This window comes from Vibrio aphrogenes, assembly GCF_002157735.2.
Taxonomy (GTDB): domain Bacteria; phylum Pseudomonadota; class Gammaproteobacteria; order Enterobacterales; family Vibrionaceae; genus Vibrio; species Vibrio aphrogenes.
The window spans coordinates 356,854-380,465 of record NZ_AP018689.1 but is presented as its reverse complement, the minus strand read 5'-3'; the positions used below and the strand labels follow the sequence as shown (position 1 = coordinate 380,465).

At 44.2% G+C, this 23,612-nt stretch carries 23 protein-coding genes; 16 read left to right on the top strand and 7 right to left on the bottom strand.

The features are described 5' to 3' along the window. From VCA1004_RS01845 to VCA1004_RS01795, 11 genes are all read left to right on the top strand, one after another. On the top strand, positions 1 to 420 hold the full coding sequence (locus tag VCA1004_RS01845; RefSeq protein ID WP_086982154.1) for an ApeI family dehydratase: 420 nt from the start codon (positions 1 to 3) through the stop codon (positions 418 to 420). A gap of 40 nt (positions 421 to 460) precedes the next feature. Beyond that, positions 461 to 2,233: a glycosyltransferase family 2 protein gene (locus VCA1004_RS01840; protein ID WP_086982153.1), complete on the top strand. Its 1,773-nt coding sequence runs from the start codon at positions 461 to 463 to the stop codon at positions 2,231 to 2,233. Beyond that, positions 2,211 to 3,761 carry an HAL/PAL/TAL family ammonia-lyase gene (locus tag VCA1004_RS01835; RefSeq protein ID WP_164520811.1) on the top strand — a complete coding sequence of 517 codons (1,551 nt, stop codon included), beginning with the start codon at positions 2,211 to 2,213 and terminating at the stop codon, positions 3,759 to 3,761. The genes VCA1004_RS01840 and VCA1004_RS01835 overlap by 23 nt, the downstream gene beginning before the upstream one ends. A gap of 138 nt (positions 3,762 to 3,899) precedes the next feature. After that, positions 3,900 to 4,331 carry an acyl-CoA thioesterase gene (locus VCA1004_RS01830; RefSeq protein WP_086982152.1) on the top strand — a complete coding sequence of 144 codons (432 nt, stop codon included), beginning with the start codon at positions 3,900 to 3,902 and terminating at the stop codon, positions 4,329 to 4,331. Further along, positions 4,324 to 4,980, top strand: a complete 657-nt coding sequence (locus tag VCA1004_RS01825; protein WP_086982151.1) for a LolA family protein — start codon at positions 4,324 to 4,326, stop codon at positions 4,978 to 4,980. The genes VCA1004_RS01830 and VCA1004_RS01825 overlap by 8 nt, the downstream gene beginning before the upstream one ends. A 1-nt stretch (position 4,981) precedes the next feature. Next, positions 4,982 to 7,363: an MMPL family transporter gene (locus VCA1004_RS01820; protein WP_086982150.1), complete on the top strand. Its 2,382-nt coding sequence runs from the start codon at positions 4,982 to 4,984 to the stop codon at positions 7,361 to 7,363. Beyond that, positions 7,363 to 8,103, top strand: a complete 741-nt coding sequence (locus VCA1004_RS01815) for a DUF3261 domain-containing protein (RefSeq protein WP_086982149.1) — start codon at positions 7,363 to 7,365, stop codon at positions 8,101 to 8,103. The genes VCA1004_RS01820 and VCA1004_RS01815 overlap by 1 nt, the downstream gene beginning before the upstream one ends. A gap of 20 nt (positions 8,104 to 8,123) precedes the next feature. Beyond that, positions 8,124 to 9,380: a beta-ketoacyl-[acyl-carrier-protein] synthase family protein gene (locus tag VCA1004_RS01810; protein ID WP_086982148.1), complete on the top strand. Its 1,257-nt coding sequence runs from the start codon at positions 8,124 to 8,126 to the stop codon at positions 9,378 to 9,380. Further along, the gene (locus VCA1004_RS01805) at positions 9,373 to 9,846 is read left to right on the top strand and encodes a hotdog family protein (RefSeq protein WP_086982147.1); all 474 of its coding nucleotides are present in this window, start codon (positions 9,373 to 9,375) and stop codon (positions 9,844 to 9,846) included. Before VCA1004_RS01810 ends, VCA1004_RS01805 begins: the two co-directional genes overlap by 8 nt. 33 nt (positions 9,847 to 9,879) lie before the next feature. Beyond that, a complete protein-coding gene (gene fabG / locus VCA1004_RS01800) occupies positions 9,880 to 10,605 on the top strand; it encodes a 3-oxoacyl-ACP reductase FabG (protein ID WP_086982146.1) in 726 nt (241 codons plus the stop codon). Next, entirely contained in the window at positions 10,602 to 11,852 is a 1,251-nt protein-coding gene (locus tag VCA1004_RS01795) for a beta-ketoacyl-ACP synthase (protein ID WP_086982145.1), read from the top strand. Before fabG ends, VCA1004_RS01795 begins: the two co-directional genes overlap by 4 nt. Before the next feature lie 92 nt (positions 11,853 to 11,944). Here VCA1004_RS01795 and VCA1004_RS01790 read toward each other — a convergent pair whose 3' ends face one another. Continuing rightward, complete coding sequence (locus VCA1004_RS01790; RefSeq protein ID WP_086982144.1) at positions 11,945 to 12,631, bottom strand: OmpW/AlkL family protein; 687 nt, start codon at positions 12,629 to 12,631, stop codon at positions 11,945 to 11,947. A 345-nt stretch (positions 12,632 to 12,976) separates the two neighbouring features. On the opposite strand from VCA1004_RS01790, the gene zntR reads away from it, so the two are divergent. From zntR to VCA1004_RS01770, 4 genes are all read left to right on the top strand, one after another. Next, entirely contained in the window at positions 12,977 to 13,408 is a 432-nt protein-coding gene (gene zntR / locus VCA1004_RS01785; RefSeq protein WP_086982143.1) for a Zn(2+)-responsive transcriptional regulator, read from the top strand. Positions 13,409 to 13,700: 292 nt separating this feature from the next. Beyond that, positions 13,701 to 14,447 carry a glycosyltransferase family 2 protein gene (locus tag VCA1004_RS01780; protein ID WP_164520810.1) on the top strand — a complete coding sequence of 249 codons (747 nt, stop codon included), beginning with the start codon at positions 13,701 to 13,703 and terminating at the stop codon, positions 14,445 to 14,447. Between the two features lie 3 nt (positions 14,448 to 14,450). Further along, the gene (locus tag VCA1004_RS01775) at positions 14,451 to 15,143 is read left to right on the top strand and encodes a TVP38/TMEM64 family protein (RefSeq protein ID WP_086982141.1); all 693 of its coding nucleotides are present in this window, start codon (positions 14,451 to 14,453) and stop codon (positions 15,141 to 15,143) included. Further along, on the top strand, positions 15,130 to 16,851 hold the full coding sequence (locus tag VCA1004_RS01770; RefSeq protein WP_086982140.1) for an ArnT family glycosyltransferase: 1,722 nt from the start codon (positions 15,130 to 15,132) through the stop codon (positions 16,849 to 16,851). Before VCA1004_RS01775 ends, VCA1004_RS01770 begins: the two co-directional genes overlap by 14 nt. Positions 16,852 to 17,047: 196 nt before the next feature. Here the strand turns inward: VCA1004_RS01770 and VCA1004_RS01765 are convergent, their stop codons facing one another. The 4 genes from VCA1004_RS01765 to VCA1004_RS01750 all read right to left on the bottom strand — a co-directional run bounded on the left by VCA1004_RS01765 (position 17,048) and on the right by VCA1004_RS01750 (position 20,784). Further along, on the bottom strand, positions 17,048 to 17,317 hold the full coding sequence (locus VCA1004_RS01765) for a Txe/YoeB family addiction module toxin (protein WP_164520809.1): 270 nt from the start codon (positions 17,315 to 17,317) through the stop codon (positions 17,048 to 17,050). Continuing rightward, positions 17,310 to 17,564 (bottom strand): type II toxin-antitoxin system Phd/YefM family antitoxin, encoded by a 255-nt coding sequence (locus VCA1004_RS01760; protein ID WP_086982138.1) that lies wholly within the window; start codon positions 17,562 to 17,564, stop codon positions 17,310 to 17,312. The genes VCA1004_RS01765 and VCA1004_RS01760 overlap by 8 nt, the downstream gene beginning before the upstream one ends. A 502-nt stretch (positions 17,565 to 18,066) precedes the next feature. After that, a complete protein-coding gene (gene glmS, locus VCA1004_RS01755) occupies positions 18,067 to 19,899 on the bottom strand; it encodes a glutamine--fructose-6-phosphate transaminase (isomerizing) (protein WP_086982137.1) in 1,833 nt (610 codons plus the stop codon). Between the two features lie 120 nt (positions 19,900 to 20,019). Continuing rightward, positions 20,020 to 20,784: a DeoR/GlpR family DNA-binding transcription regulator gene (locus VCA1004_RS01750; RefSeq protein ID WP_086982136.1), complete on the bottom strand. Its 765-nt coding sequence runs from the start codon at positions 20,782 to 20,784 to the stop codon at positions 20,020 to 20,022. Between the two features lie 402 nt (positions 20,785 to 21,186). Between VCA1004_RS01750 and pykF the strand changes: the two genes are divergently transcribed. Beyond that, on the top strand, positions 21,187 to 22,599 hold the full coding sequence (gene pykF, locus VCA1004_RS01745) for a pyruvate kinase PykF (RefSeq protein WP_086982135.1): 1,413 nt from the start codon (positions 21,187 to 21,189) through the stop codon (positions 22,597 to 22,599). A 196-nt stretch (positions 22,600 to 22,795) separates the two neighbouring features. Here the strand turns inward: pykF and VCA1004_RS15325 are convergent, their stop codons facing one another. Next, complete coding sequence (locus VCA1004_RS15325; RefSeq protein WP_086982134.1) at positions 22,796 to 22,927, bottom strand: hypothetical protein; 132 nt, start codon at positions 22,925 to 22,927, stop codon at positions 22,796 to 22,798. A gap of 189 nt (positions 22,928 to 23,116) precedes the next feature. After that, on the bottom strand, positions 23,117 to 23,611 hold the full coding sequence (gene ilvN / locus VCA1004_RS01740; protein WP_086982133.1) for an acetolactate synthase small subunit: 495 nt from the start codon (positions 23,609 to 23,611) through the stop codon (positions 23,117 to 23,119). Between the last annotated feature and the right edge of the window lies 1 nt (position 23,612).

The following is a 23,612-nucleotide window of genomic DNA, read 5'->3' as shown; positions in this document are numbered from 1 at the left end:
ATGTCGATCACCAGAAAGCCGCAGCTAATTAAGCATCAACATCATCACCAAGAGCATGCCGTGACCTTATGGCTACAAGTCGATGCGGATATCGAGGATTTTAAAGGCCACTTTGCGCAATTTCCGTTATTACCTGGGGTCACTCAAATTGATTGGGCGATCTTTTATGCGCAGCAGTTTTTACAAGCACCTGCACACTTTCAAGGAATGGAAGTCATTAAGTTTCAAGAACCTATCCTTAAAAATAGCCTTGTAACACTAAACTTAACCTGGCATCGTGATAAACAAAAGTTGTATTTTCATTATTATTCACAGCCACAAGATCGCTCTCAACAAGAACGCTCTCAACACGATCATTCACAACAGCAAGATGAGACCCGTACTCATTCTTCTGGCCGTATTTTATTAGGGGAATCCTAATGATGATGGATAGAATTTAACCAAGGGCCTGCCATTTGCTATGACACACTTTTCACCTTGTTTCATCATTCCTTGCTATAACCACGGCACGACTATGGCTGAGGTGATTGACTCATTACGCCCTTTTGGTTATCCCATTTTGATCATTGATGATGGCAGTGATGCGATGACCAAAGCCGCCTTACAGCCCTTGGCAGACGCTGCGGATGTTCAGTTACTGACCCATGCTAGCAATCAAGGCAAAGGAGGCGCGATGATCACCGGCCTGCGTGAAGCACATCGCCTTGGTTTTAGTCACGGATTACAAATTGATGCCGATGGTCAGCACGATCCCGCCGCCATTCCTTTACTCATCCAAGCCGCTCAGCAGCATCCTGAACACTTAATTTCTGGTCGGCCGATTTATGATGATTCAGTGCCTAAGTCGCGCTTTTATGGTCGTTATGCCACTCACATCTGGGTCTGGATTGAAACCTTATCTCTCGAAATTAAAGACAGCATGTGTGGCTTTCGTGCTTATCCATTAAATGCCACAGTTGAGACCTTAAATCGTTATTCCTTTGGCAAACGCATGGATTTTGACAGTGAAATCATGGTCAAAATGTATTGGCAAGGAGTCAGTTTCCAATTTATCGACACCCGTGTTTTTTATCCAGAAAACGGCATTTCTCATTTTGATGCGCTGCATGACAATCTGCGTATTAGCAAAATGCACACTCGATTATTCTTTGGCATGTTGCCACGAATCCCGAAGTTAATCGCCCGCCATTTTAGCTCCGCCAAAGAAAAGTCATCCGCTTCAACAGACACGGTGCATTGGGCGAAAAGCAAAGAACAAGGCACGGTTCTCGGGATCAAATTATTGATGGCAGTTTATTCTTTACTGGGCCGTTCAGTATTTAATGCTCTCTTAAAAGTGGTGATCGGCTATTATCACAAAACCGGTACACAAGCTCGCCAAGCCTCAGAGCTTTACCTCGAGCAGTGGCGTCAATATCAAGGGCTATCTTCTCAAAATAGCGACTACTCTAGCTACCAACATTTACTCTCTTTTGGCCATACCATGTTAGATAAACTAGCCGGATGGCGAGGCGATATCACCCGTGATGATCTCACCATACATGGACAACAACACTTTGATGAAGTGATTGAGCGTCAACAAGGGATTGTCATTTTAGGATCGCATTTAGGTAATCTCGAACTATGTCGAGCTATGGGTCGTTTACGCCAAGGTGTAACCATTAATGCCCTCGTATTCACTGAACATGCCGAACGCTTTAATCAGGTCATGAAGGCGATCAATCCTGATTCGTCGGTCAACCTCATTCAAGTCACCACACTTGGCCCAGATACCGCCATTTTATTGCAACAGAAAATAGAGCAAGGTGAATGGGTGGTGATCGTCGGTGATCGCACCTCAGTGACCAAGGAACAACGAGTGGTATGGGCTGACTTTTTGGGCAAACCCGCCCCCTTTCCACAAGGCCCGTTTATGTTAGCGACCGTTCTGGCCGCACCGGTTTATCTCATGTTTGGCCTACGCGATGAAAACGCAGACATTCGACGTCCTAAATATCATGTGTATTTTGAACCCTTTAGCCAAAAAATCACCTTACCTCGCAAACAACGAAGCGAAGCACTGCAAAGCGTGGTACAAGATTATGCAGCGCGATTAGAATATTTCACCTTAAAGGCGCCACTGCAGTGGTACAACTTTTTTAATTTTTGGCAATTAAGTGGTTCTGTAGACCAGCATGAGCCAACTCCTACCAATAGCGTAAGTGAATCCAATGACCATACAAACAAGCAATAACTCTACGATTACCTTTGGTGCTCAACGTCTTACCATTGAAGATGTCATCAGCTTATCTCAAGGTAGCCAAGCACAAATGAACCCAGCGGCAGACTTTGTTGCCAAAATCGATCGTGGCGTGGCCTTTTTGGAGCGCTTATTAAAACAAGAAGGCGTGATTTATGGGGTCACCACTGGTTATGGGGATTCTTGTACTGTGGCTATTCCGATGAATTTGGTCGATGAATTGCCTTTGCATCTCACCCGTTTTCATGGCTGTGGTCTCGGTGAACATTTAGATGAGCAGCAAGCACGCGCCGTATTAGCGACCCGTTTATGCTCTTTATCGCAAGGCGTGTCTGGGGTCAGTCACGAGTTACTCAATCAAATCGTCACTTTAATTAATCACGGCATTACCCCGCTGATTCCTCAAGAAGGCTCAGTGGGTGCCAGTGGTGATTTAACCCCATTGTCTTACCTGGCCGCGGCGCTAATTGGTGAGCGTGAGGTTATCTATCAAGGACAAGTTCGCCCAACGGCTGAAGTGTTTGCTGAGCTTAATATTGCTCCGATAAAACTGAAACCCAAAGAAGGGTTAGCGTTAATGAACGGCACCTCAGTCATGACTGCCCTCGCGTGCATCGCTTATAAACGAGCCGAATATTTAGCTCAACTGGCGACTCGAATTACCGCCATGGTGTCACTGGGTATGCAAGGGAATGATTTCCATTTTGACCAAGCTTTATTTGCGGTTAAGCCTCACCAAGGACAGCAACAAATTGCGGCGTGGTTACGTTCTGATTTGCAAGCAGAGCGACCACCAAGCAATAGCGATCGCTTGCAAGACCGCTACTCTTTACGCTGTGCGCCACATGTCATTGGGGTATTACAAGATAGCCTACCTTGGTTGCGTCAGATGATTGAAAATGAACTTAACAGTGCCAATGATAATCCGATCATTGACGGTGATAATGAGCGAGTACTGCATGGCGGCCACTTCTACGGCGGTCACATTGCTATGGCGATGGATACCTTAAAAACCGCAGTGGCCAATATTGCCGATTTGCTCGACCGTCAGATGGCGCAATTGATGGACTACAAATTTAATAATGGTTTGCCGTTTAACTTAACCGGCGCAACCGGAGAGCGTAAACCGATTAACCACGGCTTTAAAGCGGTGCAAATTGGTATCTCAGCTTGGACGGCAGAAGCCTTAAAAAACACCATGCCAGCCAGCGTGTTCTCTCGCTCAACCGAATGTCACAACCAAGATAAAGTCAGCATGGGAACCATAGCTTCACGAGATTGTTTACGCGTTTTACAACTGACAGAACAAGTTGCCTCGGCATCCTTACTGGCTGCCACTCAAGCTATTGAACTGCGTAAACGCCATCATGAATTAGATCAGCAACACTTTAGTCCGGCGATCAACACTATGATGGAAGCGGTGCAATCAGAGTTTGAGTTTGTTATCGAAGATCGTCCATTAGAAGCGGATTTAAGGTTATTTGTTGCCAAAATCCAACAGCAAGCGTGGCCTTTATATTGATCTCAGCAAAATAGCTTGATAACAAAAAATAGATTGATAAGAAAAAATAGATTGATAACACCCTGAGATCTTTATAAAACCCAAAACAGATTCATAAAAGCAAAGCGTATTCGTAAAACCCAAGCGAGCACATTATTTATGACACAAACTATCGCTCTTTCCAGCCAAGTCATCATGACGCCGTCTTTTCAAGATGCCGATCCGATGGGCGTGGTGTATCACGGTAACTACTTTCGTTTCTTTGAAGAAGCGCGCCGCGTCCTGCTGGATAAAATTGGCTACAACTACCGTGAAATGCAGGCATCCGGCTATATGTGGCCGATTATTGATACTCGAGTCAAATACATCAAACCGATCCCTTTTGATCTCACGGTACGAGTGGAAGCCAAGTTGGTGGAATGGGAAAACCGACTCAAAGTGGATTACGTGATTTATGATGCGCAAAACGGACAGCGCTTAACCAAAGGTTATACCATGCAAGTGGCGGTCAGTATTGACACTCAAGAGATGTGTTTTGTTTCTCCTAACGCCTTAATCGATAAGCTCAATGCCTGGAATCAACATGAATAAACTCACCAAATGGAAGCAAAGACGTTATTGGCAATGGTTATGGCTTGCGACTATGGCAATCTTTTCCGCTCCGGCTGCCTACGCCGCCCAACCTAGTTTAGCCAGCATCCAACAACAATTGGCTCAGCAAAACATTGTCCGTGGTGACTTTACCCAAACTCGTCGAATGCAAATGTTCGATGCTCCCTTGGTGTCACAAGGAAAATTCGTCCTGTCACGCGATCAAGGTCTATGGTGGCAGCAAACCCACCCGTTTCCGACCTCCTTGGTGCTGACAAAAAACACCTTAAGTCAACAAATCGGCTCAGAGCCTGCGCAAATTCTAAAAGTCAGCGACAACCCTATGGTGTTCTATTTCAGCCATGTCTTTTTGTCGTTATTTAAAGGTGATACCAGTGCGTTAACCGAGCAATTTACTCTTAGCTTCTCATCACAAACTGATCAGCATTGGGTTTTATCACTGACGCCTAAGTCTTCTCCATTGGATAAAGTCTTCAGCAGTATCGAAATCGAAGGGCAACAAGACATCAATAAAGTGGCCTTAATGGAAATTCGTGGCGATAGCACCGTGATTGAATTTAGCAATCAAACCCAACAGCCAGACTCTTTAACCGCGGCGGAACACGCCATTTTTGCGATCCAAGAATAATATGAAAACCAACGCGCCTATTCATTCATCTCAATCTCGCTGGGCCTTATTGTGGTTAATCGTCATGGTGAGCCTAACCGCCATGCTGGTGAGTCAGATCACCAGTAAATCACTGCCGATTGAAACCAATATCATGGCGTTGCTCCCTAAGAATCAGCAAGATCCGCGAGCACAGCTTGCCTTTGACAAAGTGGCTGCCACCATGAGTGATAAGGTGGTGTTTTTAGTCGGTAGTGCCTCGCCACAAACCGCTATTACGGCGGCGCAACAGTTAGAAAAGCAACTAGAAAGACTGGATCTGTTTACGCACGTTGACGGTAAAGTGACGCAAAGCGATCAACAAGCTTGGGGGCAATTTTTCTTTCAAGCGCGCGCTCAACTCTTAACTGAAAAGCAACAGCAACGCCTCGCACAACACCCGCAAGAGCAAACTCAATCGGTGATTCAAGCGCTTTATAATCCTTTTTCAGGGGTTAGTGCCAATGAACTCCAATACGATCCGTTTTTGTTATTTAGAGAATATTTACAACAATTAACTGCCAACTCGGGCAATTTCCAGCTTTCTCAAGGCTATTTAACTGCCCAATATCAAGGCCAAAGCTATGTTTTATTGACCGCGGATCTCAACGGTTCTGCTTATAGCATGGCATTGCAGCAACAGTTGCCTCAGCTCAATCAGCTCGAAAGCCAGATCCAACAAGAGTTTCAAACCGAGCAAATTTCCATTCACCATACCGGGGTGATCTTTTATGCCGCCCACGGCAGTGAAAGTGCTAAAAGTGAAATCAGCACCATCGGGGTCGGCTCCTTAATCGGTATCGTCTTTCTGGTATTAATCGTTTATCGCAGCATGATGCCACTCAATTTGGCCCTACTTTCCATCGCCTGTGGATTTTTGGCCGCCTTCGTGCTGACAGTGGCACTGTTTGGCAAGGTACATTTGTTTAGCCTAGTGTTTGGTGCCAGTTTAATTGGCGTCTCGATTGACTATGCGTTTCACTATTTAACCGAACGCCTCGCCGCCGGTCGACAGTGGGATGCTAATCAAGGACTTAAGCATATTTTCATTGCCATCAGTTTAGGGTTATTGACCAGTTTAATTGGCTATTTAGGCATGTTGATCGCCCCTTTCCCTGGGCTGCAACAATTGGCGTTATTCTCTGCAATTGGCTTAACCGCCGCTTATGCGACAGTGGTTTGTTGGTATCCAATTTTAGCGGCTTCACCCAGCGTTGAGCGCCCTTTACCTTGCGCCAACTTACTCTCAGGCTGGATCACGCTCTGGCAAGTCCGCCCTATTCGTTGGCTGATCCCCTCAGTCTTAATGATACTGGCAGCAATCGGGTTGTGTTATACCCAATACAATGATGACATTCGCCAATTACAAGCTATGCCTGCGGCCTTAAAACAACAAGAAACGCTCATCAAAACCATCAGTGGTGTGCAAAATGATCAGCAAATGTTGTTAGTGAGCGCCGACAGCGATGAAGCGCTACTGCAAAAATTAGCGCACGTTTCACAATTACTCGATCAACAAGTCACTCAGGGCAACTTAGGCGGCTACCAAAGCCTCAACCAATTTGTTCCCAGTCAACAACAGCAACAACACAATATGGCACTGGTCAAAGCGCTGTATCAGTCACAAGCTGAGTCATTACAACAAGCGTTACAGTTGAAACACACTCCAACCTTGCAAGATAACTGGACCCCTTTAACTTTAGAGCGCTTCTTAGCTTCTCCGATTTCCAAACCTGTGCGTTTTATGTGGTTAGGCGATCTAGATGGACTGCGCTCAGCGATCATCACGCTCAACCAAGTCACCGATGCGGCGGCTATTCAAGAGTTAGCCGCTCAGCAACAGCATGTTAGTTACTTAAATAAAACCGCAGAAATTTCTCAGCTTTTTGGCTCGTACCGACAACATGTGACCGAATTACTTGCGCTCGCCACGCTGTGTATTTTCATCGTGGTTGCTCTTCGTTATGGGGTAAAACAAGGGGTGCTTATTGTGACTCCGCCTTTAATTGCAGGTGCGGTCGGGATTGCGGTGACGGTCCTAACGGGTGCCTCGTTGAATTTATTTAATTTATTGGCACTGATTTTAGTGTTTGGGATAGGAATTGATTACACGTTATTTTTTGCAGAGCAATCGAAAAATAACCTTAACCTTGCCACTATCAGCAGCACATTATTGGCTATCAGCTTATCGGCTCTGACCACTATTTTGTCTTTTGGGTTATTAGCCTTAAGCGACACCCAAGCCATTCAAAGTTTTGGTGTTACCGTTTTATTTGGCATTTTTGTGTCTTGGTTATTGGCCCCATTAGCCATGAAGCCCCTCGTTCGTCATCCAAGCGCTGCTAATCAAGGAGCTACATCCTAATGCGTTCTAGCTTAATTCATTCCAGCTTAATTTATACGAGTTTAATTCGTTCAATTTGTCGGCCACTAATCTGGTTACTGACGAGCGTATTGTTATTCGGTTGCGCTCAACAAACCGCACCAATCGCTCCAGAGCAGAACACTCACATTAAGATTGCAGACAACACTTGGGTACACTTACCTTTGCCGTCACAACTGGGGTATGCGGTCACCGCCAGTCAACTGCTGAGCGTGCGCTATCAAGACCAGCATCAGCAACAACAAAGCAATCAATTGCCCATCCAGTTACAAATTACGCAAGATAAAGTGGTGTTAGCTGGGTTTTCCTCTTGGGGGACGCGTCTGCTCAGCTTAACCTATCAAAACCAAGACATTGATACCTATGTTATGACAGGATTAGGCGGCGTCTTACCGCAACCAGAACAAGTGTTATTCAACTTAATGATCACCTTGTGGCCGGTGGAGGTTTGGCAGCCTCAACTGCAACGTATCGGTTGGCAATTAACTGAAACGCTAACGGATTCTTCATTAGAGTCCAGCAAACCCAATCATACCGCGCACGCCAAGCAACGCACCTTAATCAATGATAAAGGACAGGTGGTTGCCGATATTTATTACGCTGACCGTCAAGCGTTGAAAGGTGATATCACGTTTATAAATCACGCTTTGGACTTCACCATTGTGATAAAAACCTTACAATATCAACTAGAATCCAACTCATCAGCTCAAGAGACGCATTAGCAATAGGAAATCAATATTTAATGTCAACACAGACAGCGACTCCACTTTACATCCATGCTTGTGGTTCACATTCGGCTTTAGGTTGGACAAACGACATGATCCACCAGCATTTGCAATTAGGCTCAACGCCGCATATGCAGCGCACTACCGAGTGGCTCAATGATGGCAGTGAAACCGTTGTGGGTTATGCTAATGGCCCTCTGCCGCACCTTGATGACACTTTTGCCCATCAAGATACGCATAATAACCGCTTAGCTTTATCGGCGTTATTGCAGATGGATGCTGAAATCAAAAATGCCATTGCCCATTATGGCGCTGAACGTATTGCGGTGATTGTCGGCACCAGCACTTCTGGTATTTCGGATGGTGAACACGCGCTGCAACATTGGCAACGCACCACGCAGCTTCCCAAGCAGTTTGATTATCACCAACAAGAAGTGGCCAATACCAGTCGTTTTATTGCTGAATATTATGGCATTACTGGCCCCAACTACACCATTTCAACCGCCTGTTCTTCCAGTGGGCGAGTGTATCTCTCGGCACAGCGATTATTAAAAGCCGGCCTTGTCGATGCCGTGATCGTGGGCGGAGCCGATACCTTATGCAAACTCACTTTAAATGGATTTTATGGCTTAGAAGCTTTATCGCATCACCATTGCAATCCCTTTAGTGAGAAGAGGGATGGCATCAATATTGGTGAAGCGGCGGCGTTTATGCTGCTGTCTTTAGATAAACCTCATGTGGTTCACCCAACTTATAAGCAAGATGCGTCTAACCAACCAAACGCTGATTACAACCCGAACGCTTGCTTGGCGTTATTAGGGGCCGGCGAAAGCTCCGATGCTTATCATATCTCCGCCCCTCAGCCTGAAGGTATTGGCGCTGAACGGGCGATGCGCAATGCGTTAACCAATGCCGGATTGCAGGCAGATGACGTGGGATACGTAAATGCCCATGGTACCGCCACTAAATTAAACGATGCCATGGAAGCGCAAGCGATTGAGCGAGTGTTTGGCTCAAACATCCCCGTTAGCTCAACCAAGCCTTTCACCGGCCATACCTTGGGGGCGGCCAGTGCCATTGAAGCGGCGATTTGCTGGCATGTCTTGCAATATCAACTTCCGATCCCAGCGCAAATTAATGATGGTCACTGTGATGAGTTTACTATTGCCTTAGCGCAGCCCAACACCAAGCTGCAACGCCCAGTGATTCTCAGCAACTCCTTTGCTTTTGGCGGCAATAATGTCAGCTTAATTTTTGGATACCCTAATGACTGATTTTTCGTTATCCCCCACCACTCCGATCGGTGAGCTATTGCCTCACCAAGCGCCAATGATTTTGATCGATAAACTGATCGATATCAGTGATACCAAGGTTCATACTCAAGTATTGATTCAAGCGGATGGACTCTTTTTTGACGCTGCTACCAATACCGTGCCCGGCTATGTGGGGATTGAATACATGGCACAGTCAATCGCGGCTTGGTCTGGTTATCACGCTAAACAACAAGGCAAAGATCCTGACATTGGATTTTTATTAGGCTCTCGTCGCTATCACAGTGACTGTGCTGCCTTTTCCTTAGGTCAAGTTCTTGATATTCATGCAGAACAACTGATGGAAAACAATGGCATGGCAGCCTTTTATTGCCAAATCATGCACCAAGGAAAAGAGATAGCTCACGCACAACTTAATGCATTTGTCCCTTCTCCAGAACAACTCAATGATATGCTGGCGCAACAATAACGTTCAGCCTATTGAAAATAAAAGGAAATCACGATGACCCGACACGTTCTCGTCACCGGAGCAAGTAAAGGTATAGGCCAAGCCATTGCCATTCAATTAGCCCAAGATGGCTTTGTCGTAGTGGTCCATTACATGAGCGATCAACAAGGTGCTCACAAGACCATTGAACAGATCCAACAGCTCGGTGGACAAGCTCGCGCCCTGCAATTTGATATTAGCGATCGTCAACAATGCCAACAGATCATTGAAGCCGACATTGAACAACATGGTGCCTATTATGGCGTAGTCAGCAATGCTGGCATTACTTGTGATACCGCCTTCCCTGCCATGATGAGCGAGGAATGGGATAAAGTCATTCATACCAATTTAGACAGCTTTTATAATGTATTACATCCGTGCGTCATGCCAATGGTGCAACGTCGTAACGGTGGCCGAATCATCACCATGGCTTCGGTATCTGGCATCATGGGGAATCGTGGACAAACCAATTACAGCGCTGCCAAAGCCGGGATTATTGGTGCGACTAAAGCTTTAGCCTTAGAGTTAGCCAAACGCAAAATCACCGTCAACTGCGTCGCACCGGGCTTAATTGATACCGGTATGGTCGATGAACATGTCCAACAACATGCGTTACCACAAGTGCCGCTCCGCCGCATGGGACAACCACAAGAAGTGGCCGGTCTGGTCGGTTATTTAATGTCTGATAATGCAGGCTACATTACTCGCCAAGTCATTTCAGTTAATGGAGGTTTAATATGAATCGTCGTGTCGTCGTCACTGGCATGTCCGGCATCACCGCATTTGGTAATGATTGGCAGCACATTGAGCCCAAATTGCGCGCCTGTGAAAATGCGGTGCAATTTATGGAAAGCTACGTTCAATATGATGGATTGAATACCAAATTAGCCGCGCCGATTGTCAATTTTGAATTACCCAAGCATTACACTCGTAAAAAAACACGTGGCATGGGGCGAGTCTCGCAAATGGCGACTTTAGCCTCTGAACAAGCACTATTACAAAGCGGCTTACTGTCGCCTGATGGTGACAAGCACCCCATTTTAACCAATGGTCAAACCGGTGTGGCTTATGGCTCATCAACCGGCAGTACTCCTGCGATTGGCGCATTTGGTGTTATGCTCAACGAAAAGTCGACTCGCGCCATTACAGCCACCACCTATGTACAAATGATGCCACATACTTCAGCGGTCAATGTTGGGCTATTTTTTGGTTTACGTGGCCGTGTTATCCCAACCAGCAGCGCATGTACCTCTGGCAGTCAAGCTATTGGTTATGCCTATGAAGCTATCAAGCATGGCTACCAAACGGTCATGGTTGCCGGCGGTGGTGAAGAGCTTTGCCCAACTGAATCGGCGGTATTTGATACCCTTTTTGCAACCAGTTTAAAAAATGATGCGCCGAAAACAACTCCTCGACCTTACGATAAAGACCGTGACGGCCTCGTCATTGGCGAAGGTGCCGGAACACTGGTACTTGAAGAATACCAACATGCAGTTGAGCGTGGCGCGACGATTTATGCGGAAATAGTTGGCTTTGCCAGTAACTGTGATGCGGCCCATGTCACTCAGCCGCAAATGGAAAATATGCAGCGCTGCATGGAGCTGGCCCTCGACAATGCCAATTTAAGCCCAAGTGTTATTGATTATATCTCCGCCCACGGCACCGCGACCGACCGTGGTGATATCGCCGAAAGCCAAGCCACTGAAAATGTCTTTGGCCACCAAACCCCAATCAGTTCTTTAAAAAGCTACTTTGGACATACCCTCGGGGCATGCGGTGCACTTGAAGCTTGGCTCAGTTTGGAAATGATGCACAGCGGCTGGTTCAACCCGACTTTAAACTTGGATAATATCGATCCAGAATGTGGGAAATTAGACTACATTCGAGGCCACGGTCGTGAACTCGATTGCCAATACATTATGAGCAATAACTTTGCTTTTGGTGGGATCAATACCTCGATCATCTTTAAGAAATCCGCCGACGCCTAATCAACAAATGGCGCTCTACCAGAGCGCCATCATTGCTTTATTCTATTCATTGATCTTATACCAATCATAAGATGGTATTCGTAGAGACTCGACTAAAATTTATAGCCCACTCCAATCATATAAACCCAAGGGTCGATATCCACATCAACATCAAGCTTACCCACGGGGGCAAAATCAACACTGGCATCGGTATTAATATCGATATAACGAACTTGAGCGTTGAGCGTAATGTTATCGGTAATAAAGTAGTCCATGCCCACTTGTCCTGCCCAACCCCATGAATCATCAAGACTAAGATTACTAAAGCCTTTACTGCTTGCCGAACTGCTCACTGAATCATCAAAGAAGAACGTATAGTTCACGCCAACCCCAACATAAGGTTGAAACTTAGACTCGTTAGCCAGTGGGTAATACAACAAACTCAATGTCGGTGGTAAATGCTTAACACTACCTAATGACCCATTCAGTGAATCCAATCCAGCAGGCGATCCTTTAACCGAGACATCATGGCTAAATGGTGTGGCGGCTAATAATTCAATCCCCACATGATCCGTCATCATGTAAGCAAAGTTCAATCCCAATTGGGTATTGTTATCCACTGACAGATCGCCCCCTAAATTCGATCCTCCAGCCTGAATACCATCGGTTGATTCATTCGGTGCCACCATCACCGCCCCCGCTCGAATTAAAATATCGCCTTTTTCAATCGCCGCATGTGCAGAAAATGTTGCTGCCATCGCCATAGCCAATACGGTTCCCATTACAGGCATGTTTTTCATGTTATTACTCCTTTATTATTATTGTTTGTTTATTGTTATTATTGCTTTCAAACTACCTCTAGTAATGACTACCCCTTTTGAGGTAGATCAATAAATAACCACACCTTCATTCATAGTGGTTATTTTTGTTAACTTGAGCACAAAGATTTAGTTACGATAACGCTGAATTTAATCAAGAAAGGAAACACTCAATAACGAATATTGAGGCATACTATCGACTCGATTTATTCGTAGCATTGTTGGTAGTTAAGTTAGTGGTCATTACGCTGTTAGTAGTAGCTGAACTAGTGCTCATTGAGCTGGTGGTAGATAAGCAGTTGGCAGTTGATTAATTGAGAGGAATTTATGTACAAGATCGGAGAACTGGCCAAATTATGTGGCATTAATAACGATACCTTACGCTTTTATGAAAAATCAGGCTTGCTCACCCCATCTGCACGCTCAGAATCGGGATATCGCTTATATAACGAACAAGACAAACAAGCCTTATTATTCATTCTAAGGGCCAAAAAGGTCGGATTTAATTTATCGGATATCAAAGAGTTATTAGAAATCGAAGTCGAAAAAGCCAGTAATTCTTGTTTTGATGTGAAACAGGTAGTGGATGCCAAACTTGCCGATGTGGAGCAAAAATTAGCTGAATTACAGCAATTTCAACGTTCCTTGCAAACCTTATCCTCGGCCTGCTGTGGCGGCAAAGGCAGCGCAGAACAATGTACGATTTTAGAAGCGTTAGAAAGTGACATTGAACATGTTAAGCCTGAAAAGCATGGTTAATAACTGCAACCCACCCCCGATTAATCGGCTTCAAAACTTCAGCTTTTCTTCAGTGAATCTTAAGGTTTTCTCGTTAAGTTAAGAGCTAAATGTGCAAATGATGTGTCTTCAGATAATGGTTGGTCGCTGATGCTTTCGCTTGAGCTGCTACTTTCACCTGAGCTTACACCCCATTTGTATTGAACTTTTTTCATCATTGCTAATCCGAAAGCAGGGTATACCAATCACATTAACTAGATGGTCAGATAATGAGGACGATTGGTGTTATTCATCCATTTAACGAGATCCTATAATGGCAAGTATTTCAGTGGTTATTCCAGCTAAAAATGAACAAGGAAATATAGGGAAATTAATCAAGGAAATTCATTCTAGCTTACAAGGTTATCCTCAATTTGAAATTGTCATCACCGATGATGGTAGTCATGATCACACCGCTCAAGAAGCGATAAACTCCGCGGCAGAATGCGGTTGTCCTTTGCAAGTGATTCGTCATGCACAAAGCTGCGGTCAAAGCACCGCCGTATTAACAGCGATAAAGCATGCCAAAGGCGAATGGATCATCACCACTGATGCCGACGGGCAAAATGATCCTTCCGATATGCCTAAGATGTTAGAAGCGGCGAGCCATCAAACCAATCCACACTTTTGTATTGCTGGATTTCGTGCCCAGCGCCAAGACACCGCTTGGATTCGCTTTCAATCTAAAATCGCCAATACCATCCGGCATGCTTTACTCGGTGATGGGGTTCCCGACTCAGGTTGTGGATTAAAAATCATCCCGAAATCAACCTACTTACAATTACCTTATTTCGATCACATGCATAGGTTCTTACCCGCATTAATCAAAAATATCGGCGGGGATATTGTCATTCATCAAGTTAGGCATAGAGATCGTGAAATCGGCACTTCAAATTACAACGCTTGGAATCGAGCTTGGGTTGGGATCATTGATATCCTTGGCGTAATTTGGCTCCAAAAACGGACTCAGCGCCCAACAATCGCAAACATTTACACTTCAGCGTCTACACAAGATGATTAAACAATGAAATGGCTAAAACTGGTTTTGCTCATCATCATTGGCCTGTTACTCGCTCAACAGCTTGAAAGCCCTGTGATGGCTCATTTAACCGATAAAAATTGGCTACTGGCTTATGTGCAACAACATGGCCTTCAAGGCGATCTCATTATCTTGTTGTCTTGCGTGGCTTTTTTAGCCGTCAGTGGCCCTAAACAAATCATCGCCTTGGTACTTGGCTACATTTATCCGCTTGCTATTGCGCTTGGCATGGCTTTATTAGCTTGTTTATTCGCAGCCGCCGTCAATTACCTGGCCGCTCGATATTTAGTGGGTCAGGTCTTATTTCATCGTTTTCCCAAACGCATGAGTCAATTTAACCAATTTGCCAGCCATAAGCCCTTTTATAAAATCTTATTGCTCCGTTTATTTCCCATTGGTAACAATGTCGTGACCAACCTACTCTCAGGTAGCGTTCGAGTACCGGCCTTCGCCTTTTTTTCAGCCAGTTTGCTCGGTTATTTTCCACAAATTCTGATTTTTGTCTTGATGGGTGCTGGCATTCAAACCACGAGCCACAGCATGATTTATCTCAGTATTGCCTTAGCTGTCATCAGCACGCTATTAACCGGATACCTATATCAAGATCATCTTAAACAACGCCTTGAAATGTTAACCATCGACAACGCTAATTTGGAAAAACCTCATGAGCTTGCTTAACCTTCGCAGTAAAAAGACTGAACAACATCAAGATTATTACTCGACCTTATTCTTTCTCTTGATTGTCGCAACGCTCATTATTTTTACCGGGATCGGTTGGCGTGACCCTTGGCCTGCCGATGAGCCACGCTTTGTCGAAGTGGCTAGAGAAATGGTACAAAGTGGTCAGTGGTTTTTTCCCATGCGCGGTGGTGAACTCTACCCAGATAAACCGCCTGTATTCATGTGGTCGATGGCCGCCTTATATTGGCTGACTGGTGACTTAAAGGCTACCTTTTTATTGCCTAATGCCATAGTCAGCTTATTGGTCTTGCTATGTTGTTATGACATTTCGGCTAAATTATGGAATGTTAAAACCGCACGTACCGTTGGGCTGTTGTTGTTGATCACCCCGCAATTTATTATTCAAGCAAAAGCTGCGCAAATTGATGCCATGGTCGCCGCTTGGATTACCCTTGCGATGTACGGTTTATTGCGTCATTTCTTTCTCAAAAGTCATTGGCTTTGGTACTGCCTCGCTTGGGCCTTCATGGGGTTAGGCATCATTACCAAAGGGGTAGGATTTCTGCCCGCGCTCTTGTTGATCCCGGTGTTGTACCTACACTTTAGCGGTCAACATCGGTTTGAAAATCAAATCTCATGGAAGCTCCTGCTCGGCCCGTTGATCATGTTACTGGTCGTGGCTTGTTGGCTTTTACCTATGCTCATGTTGGCCGAATCTAGCCACAATCCAGACTTCATTGCCTATAAAGACAATATCTTATTCAAACAAACGGGAGAACGTTACGCTAACGCTTGGGGACACATCCAGCCTTGGTGGTATTTCTTAACCAACGTCATACCTATGATGTGGTTTCCTCTCTATTTTGTGTGGTTAAATCGCCCATTTTGGCAACAACTTAAACGCTCACCAGTCATCCTCAGCCTGCTGATTTGGGTGGTGCTGTTAGTGATTTTCTTCAGTATTAGCCCCGGTAAACGAGGGGTCTATGTTTTACCCGCCGTCCCTATGATGGCGATAATAGCGGGTTGGTATTTAAGTCATTACTCATGGCAACGCTGGACGGACAAACTGCTCAAGATTGCCTCCATTGTTATCGCAGGTTTATTACTCATCGCCACCGTCATGGCAGGGTCTAACGCTCCCATCCTAACCAAACAATTGGGCGATAATCTGCTCCCTTATGCCGCGTTCTTTGCCGGTGTAGCTTGCTTATGGATTATCATTTATTGGCAAACCCGACGCCAATCGGGCTTAATCACCTGGGGAAGTGCCATTTCGCTCACTTGGGTACTCTACAGCTTGATTGGTTACTCACTATTAAACCCAATCCGCACGCCAGCCAAAGCCATCATGCAGCAAGTCGCCCAAGATATTGGTCTCAATGGCGAACTGGGAGTCACTCGCTTTAAAGAGCAATTTTTGCTGTTTTCGCCCATTTCACTGACTCATTTTAGTTATTTAGCCGATAAGCAAGAACAAGATCGTAATGCGTGGTTATGGTTAAAAGAGCAACCAAATCGCTATATTTTTACAGAAAAAACCGAGGATATGGTGTGTTTTGATGTCAACAAAGCCAAGCCTTTAGGGCAAGCACATCGTCGTAAATGGATCTTGTTAGACGCCTCCGCCATGCTCAGCCATTGCCAAGCTCCACAAACCATAAAACGTTACCATCTCTCAATAAGCCAACCCTATTCTGAATAAAAAAATGGCAGCATATCGATGTGATAGCTGCCACTGTGAGATAAAAATTTCATAGTGAATATGAGACGTTATTCTTCTTTTACTCACTTATGGACAAAACCTTGTTAGACCTGATGCTCTAAAAAGATTCTGTCAGATTAGGAAAAGTATGTTGAAGCCATAGTCGTTTGTTAGATGCCCGATTACTGAAGCTGATTTAGTAGTGGTAACGACACGAAATTATCGTTATCGCTTCATCATCGACCGCATAAACAAGCCTATTAGTATCATCAATACGGCGAGACCAAAAACCAGATAAGTTCTCTTTTAACGGTTCAGGTTTACCGATGCCCTCAAAAGGAGAGCGCTTAACATCATTGATAATTTTGTTGATGCGCTTTAGTGTTTTCTTGTCTTGGGTTTGCCAATACAAGTAGTCATCCCAAGCGTCATCAGTCCACGACAATAGACGTTGACGACTACTCATCAATTAACTCTCGTGCTGTTGTTTTACCTGCACGATACTGTGCTACCGAACGGTTTAGGTGTTCAGCATTTTTAGGGGAGCGCAGTAAGTGAACTGTCTCCATAAGGCTGTTGTAGTAGTCTAAAGACATCACCACTGCATCTTCAGAATCACGGCGTGTAATGACTGTTGTATCAGCATCATTAACTACACCGTCTAAAACAGCTTTAAGACTATTTCTAGCTTCAGTAAAAGATACGATTCTCATAAGAACCTCCACATGTACATTTAATGGAACAAGTATAGCCTTCACTATCTTAGTTGTACAGTAAATTGAACATGTAATATTAATAAGGTAACTTACAATTTAATAGACGGATAAAATCCGTCTATCATTCCATTCAATTCTCAGATCAACAAGCTAACCATCTCAATTTATTCATAAAATATGAACTTACCTCATATTCAATCAACATAAAATGCGGAAATAATCCATATAGTTAACCAAAGCCTACTCATGAAGAAGAACTGTGGGTTTAATTAGTATCTAAAAATACAATTATTCAAGCTTCAAACTATACAAAATTGACAGCATTTGGCATGAGAAAATATATGGATAAAGCTAATCATTATGGCACTTGTGGGGATACTTTCTAACTCGTTTTTGGGCATTTTCGATTTAAAAATGGCAGCGTATCGATGCGATCGCTGCCATTTTAGTATGAGAGTTTATTACTCTCTCACATCACTGATATTTTTACACCGTCGCTTTATTCTACGGTTACTGCTTTAGCGAGGTTGCGGGGTTGGTCAACATCTGTGCCTTTAATTAAGGCGACATGATAAGACAACAACTGCATTGGAATGGTGTAGTAAATCGGTGCAGTAATTTCACTGACACTTGGTAAGTTAATAATTTTCATGCTTTCATCGCCTTCAAATCCCGCATTAGCATCGGCAAAGACATACAGCAACCCACCGCGTGCACGTACTTCTTCAATGTTAGATTTCAGCTTTTCAAGTAGGTCATTATTTGGCGCTACCACGACAACTGGCATGTCGGCATCAATTAATGCCAATGGGCCATGTTTTAATTCGCCCGCCGCATAGGCTTCTGCGTGAATGTATGAAATTTCTTTCAATTTTAGAGAAGCTTCCATAGCAATTGGGTAGAACTCACCACGACCTAGGAATAAGGTGTGATGCTTATCAGCAAAATCTTCGGCTAAGGCTTCAATCTCTTTATCGTAGGCTAATGCCGCTTGAATTTGCGTAGGAAGAGCATGTAAAGCATCAACAATTTCTGCTTCTTTTGCATGATCAATGCGTTGTTGCTGCTTACCAATCGCAGTCACTAACATCAATAGCGCTGAAAGTTGCGTGGTGAAGGCTTTGGTTGAGGCCACGCCAATTTCAGTGCCAGCACGAGTCATGAAGGCAAAATCCGACTCACGAACCAGTGATGACCCCGCAACGTTACACACTGTCATGGCGGCCATGTAGCCTTTTTCTTTTGCCAAACGTAAAGCGGCTAACGTATCGGCAGTTTCACCGGATTGAGAGAGCGTGATCAATAAACTATTTGGACGGGTAACAAATTTACGGTAACGGAATTCTGATGCAATCTCGACATCACAGCTTACGCCTGCTAACGATTCAAACCAGTAACGCGCGGTCATCCCGGCATTATAAGAGGTACCACATGCGATAATTTGTACGTGCTCCACTTGCGATAAGATTTCTGCGGCATGCACGCCAATGCTTTCGGTAATGACGCTCTCTTTAGTCAGACGAGCTTCCATCGTGTTAATTAGGGCTGTCGGTTGTTCGTAAATTTCTTTTTGCATAAAGTGACGATATTGGCCTTTATCCCCAGCGTCATGTTCTGCATTCGATTCAGCAATTTCACGTTCAACTTGTTGGCCTTGGCAATCGAATACTGTGACCCCACGTCGAGTCACTTCCGCAACATCACCTTCTTCTAGGTACATAAAGCGGCGAGTTACGTTCAATAACGCCAATTGATCGGAAGCGATGAAGTTTTCACCAACGCCAAGACCAATCACGATCGGGCTACCTGAACGAGCAACCACAACACGACTTGGATCTTTACGATCAACAACCACAGTGCCATACGCACCTTCAAGCTGTTGTACTGCTTTTTGTAAGGCTTCAGTCAAGCTTTCTGAGTTACGTAATTCCCATTCAACTAGGTGAGCAATAACTTCTGTATCCGTTTGAGATTCAAATACATAGCCACGCTCACGTAAGGTTTCACGTAACGATTCATAGTTTTCGATGATCCCATTATGTACTACGGCAATATCGCCGGAAATATGTGGGTGAGCGTTCACTTCTGATGGTTCACCATGCGTCGCCCAACGTGTATGAGCAATCCCGGTGCCACCAACCGCATGCGCTGATTCAACAGCATCGGCTAATTCTTGAACCTTACCTAAACGACGAATACGCGTCATATTGGACTCAGAATCAACAATCGCAACACCGGCTGAATCATAACCACGGTATTCAAGACGACGTAAACCTTCGACTAAAATTTCAGCAATATCACGTTGTGCTACTGCACCCACAATTCCACACATAGTATTTATCCTTTTATTCCTTTACCAACAGCAAGCAAAAGGTGGCAAAGCTTAGTTAAAATGAAATTTATTCAACCTCACCTGCGCATAAGAGTGTCTTCTCGTTATCCGCAGCTGTGGTTATTTAGAAATCACAACCTGCACATGATGTTGTTCTATTTGTGCTTGTTGCTCTAAACTGATCCCACTGTCCGTCACAAGTACATCAATTTTGTCCCATGACAGCTCTAAATTTGGAATTTTGCGACCAATTTTGTCAGATTCCACCATCACCACGACGCGACGAGCTACTTCCGACATCACCTGACTTAACCCAAGCAGTTCATTAAACGTTGTGGTGCCACGTTCCAAATCAATCCCGTCCGCTCCAATGAATAATTGGTCGAAATCGTATGAACGCAGAACTTGCTCGGCGACTTGCCCTTGGAAAGATTCAGAATGGGTATCCCAAGTCCCTCCAGTCATCAGCAGGGTGGGTTCACTTTCTAATGCATTTAACGCATTAGCGACATTTAAAGAATTGGTCATCACCACTAAGCCACGCTTTTGGTTTAATTGTTCAATTAAAGCGCCCGTGGTACTTCCACTATCAATAATGATGCGATGGTGATCTTTGATTAATGTTGCGGCGGCTTTTGCCAACCCCAGCTTTCGCTTCGAAACTTCTTCTGAAAATTCTTCATTTAGGATTTCTTTAGGTAAGGCTACTGCGCCACCATAACGGCGTAACAATAAACCACTGGCTTCCAAAGCAGATAAATCCTTTCTTATTGATACTTCAGAGATATCAAATTGTTTTGTTAAGGCTTCGACGCTGACTTCACCATGCTCATTTATTTGTTGAACAATTAAGTGACGACGTTGTTGAGTGTTTCGTTTAGACATAAATGAAAATCTATTAAGTTTCGAATCGAAACAACATTAAACACAAACGAAACTTGATTGTCTATATATTTCACATAGAAAAATAAATGTTTTTTACAGAAACCTTGTCCTAAGACAAGTAACTAATCGTGATCTTCCCCACAAAGACTGGTAAAATTACCACCCCATTTAAGAAACAAAATTACAACGCAGTTTTCTCGCAAACTGTAATGAACTGATGACTACCCAGAAAAAAGTGTCGGTAGTTAAGCCAGAATGGGAATAATGTCTACACTGTAAAACAGACCACAAAACTGTCAGGCAGAATTTTGGTTTTATTGCTCAATACGTATTTACGTGTATTAGCACTCAAACTTGCAAAAATTGAAAAATATAATATTACTTACCGGAGAGTATCTACTCATGAAAAAGACCAAAATCGTATGTACGATTGGCCCGAAAACTGAATCTGTTGAGAAACTAACTGAACTAGCAAACGCTGGCATGAACGTAATGCGTTTAAACTTCTCACACGGTGATTTTGAAGAACACGGCAATCGTATTGCTAACCTTCGCCAAGTAATGAAAAACACAGGTAAACAACTGGCTATCCTTTTAGATACCAAAGGCCCTGAAATCCGCACAATCAAACTAGAAAACGGCGAAGACGTTGCACTAGTAGCGGGTCAAGATTTCACATTCACAACCGACACTACCGTTGTTGGTAACAAAAACACTGTAGCGGTTACTTACCCAGGTTTTGCTCAAGACCTTAAAGCCGGTGACACTATCCTAGTTGACGATGGTCTAATTGAAATGGAAGTCGTTGCAACGACTGATACTGAAGTTCAATGTAAAGTATTGAACAACGGTGACCTAGGTGAAAACAAAGGTGTTAACCTTCCTGGCGTATCAGTAAAACTTCCTGCTCTAGCAGAAAAAGATAAAGCTGACCTTAAATTTGGTTGTGAGCAAGGCGTAGACTTCGTTGCTGCTTCTTTCATCCGTAAAGCAGAAGACGTAAAAGAAATCCGTGAATTGCTATGTGCAAACGGCGGCGAAAACATCCAAATCATCTCTAAAATCGAAAACCAAGAAGGTGTCGATAACTTTGATGAGATCTTAGAAGCGTCTGACGGCATCATGGTTGCTCGTGGTGACCTAGGTGTTGAAATCCCAGTTGAAGAAGTAATCTTCGCTCAAAAAATGATGATCGAGAAATGTAACCGCGCTCGTAAAGTGGTTATCACAGCAACTCAAATGCTTGATTCTATGATCAAAAACCCACGTCCAACTCGCGCAGAAGCGGGCGACGTAGCGAACGCCATCATGGATGGTACTGACGCAGTTATGCTTTCTGGTGAATCTGCAAAAGGTAAATACCCTGTTGAAGCAGTGACTATCATGGCGCAAATCTGTGCTCGCACTGATAAAGCACTAAAAGCAGAACTAGGTTCTCGTCTAGACAGCCCACGTCTACGTATTACTGAAGCCGTATGTAAATCAGCAGTAGAAACGGCTGAAAAATTGGCTGCTCCAGTTATCGTTGTAGCGACTGAAGCTGGTAAATCTGCTCGTTCAGTTCGTAAATACTTCCCAACAGCACGCATCATTGCGGTAACAACTAACGCTAAGACAGCAGCACAGCTTTGCTTGTCTAAAGGTGTAACGCCAATCGTTGTTGAGTCTATCAATGATACTGAAGACTTCTACCGTCAAGGTATGGCTCTAGCTCTAGAAACAGGCTACGGCGAGAAAGGCGACGTAACTGTTATGGTTTCTGGTGCTCTAGTACCATCAGGCACAACTAACACTTCTTCTGTTCACGTTCTTTAATGAAAACGAACTGATAGAAATACCAAAGGAGGCCAATGGGCCTCCTTTTTTTATGTCAGTCGTTTATGCCAATCAATAAGCCCTTAGCGACGAAAAGATTGACCCATTCAAGGCTCTTACTCAATTCAAACTCTTATTAAAGTTAATCTCTATAAACCTCAGATCTAAGCACCCCAGGTCTTAGCCACATCTGCCGTTACCAGCCAAAGAACTCTTGATGATGCGTATTCAATAGCAGAACTAATAATAAGAAATATAAAGCGCTAATATTGATAGCAAGTACTAACAAACTCGCTATCGTCACTCTCACCACCACAACATTAGACATAAGCCACTCACCCAAATACCTCACTCTCCATCCAATAAGTTTAGTGAAGTTTTATCGATTTATTAGACTAAAGTCTTAGATCTTTTTTTCATAAAAATTGCAGCATAAAAAAAAGCAACCCGTAAGTTGCGTTCTAAATAGTGCTATTCTCAAGCTAGCGATATTTATCAATGATGAGGTTCGTATCAGCTATGCTTTTAAAGCACGTTCTCCACGGGCAATCCCCACCACCCCACTGCGTGCTACTTCAATGACATCGGTCATCTCGGAAACCGCTTTGATAAAAGCATCTAACTTGGCCGTATCCCCGGCTAATTGAATGGTAAACAAAGAAGCCGTCACATCCACAATCTGTCCACGGAAAACATCCGCTAAACGGTGCACTTCAGCACGAGAAAATCCGCTGGCTTTGACTTTTACCAACATCAGCTCTCGTTCAACATAATCAAATTCCGTCACTTCTTGCACTTTTAAAACATCCACCAGCTTATGCAGGTTTTTTTCAATTTGCTCCAGCTGTAAAGCATCCGTGGCAGTGGTGATATTGATACGTGATAAGGTAGCATCGTCTGTGGGCGACACAGTTAATGACTCAATGTTGTAACCACGCTGAGAAAACAGACCGACAACACGGGACAAAGAACCTGGTTGGTTTTCCAATAACAATGAAATGATATGTCTCATA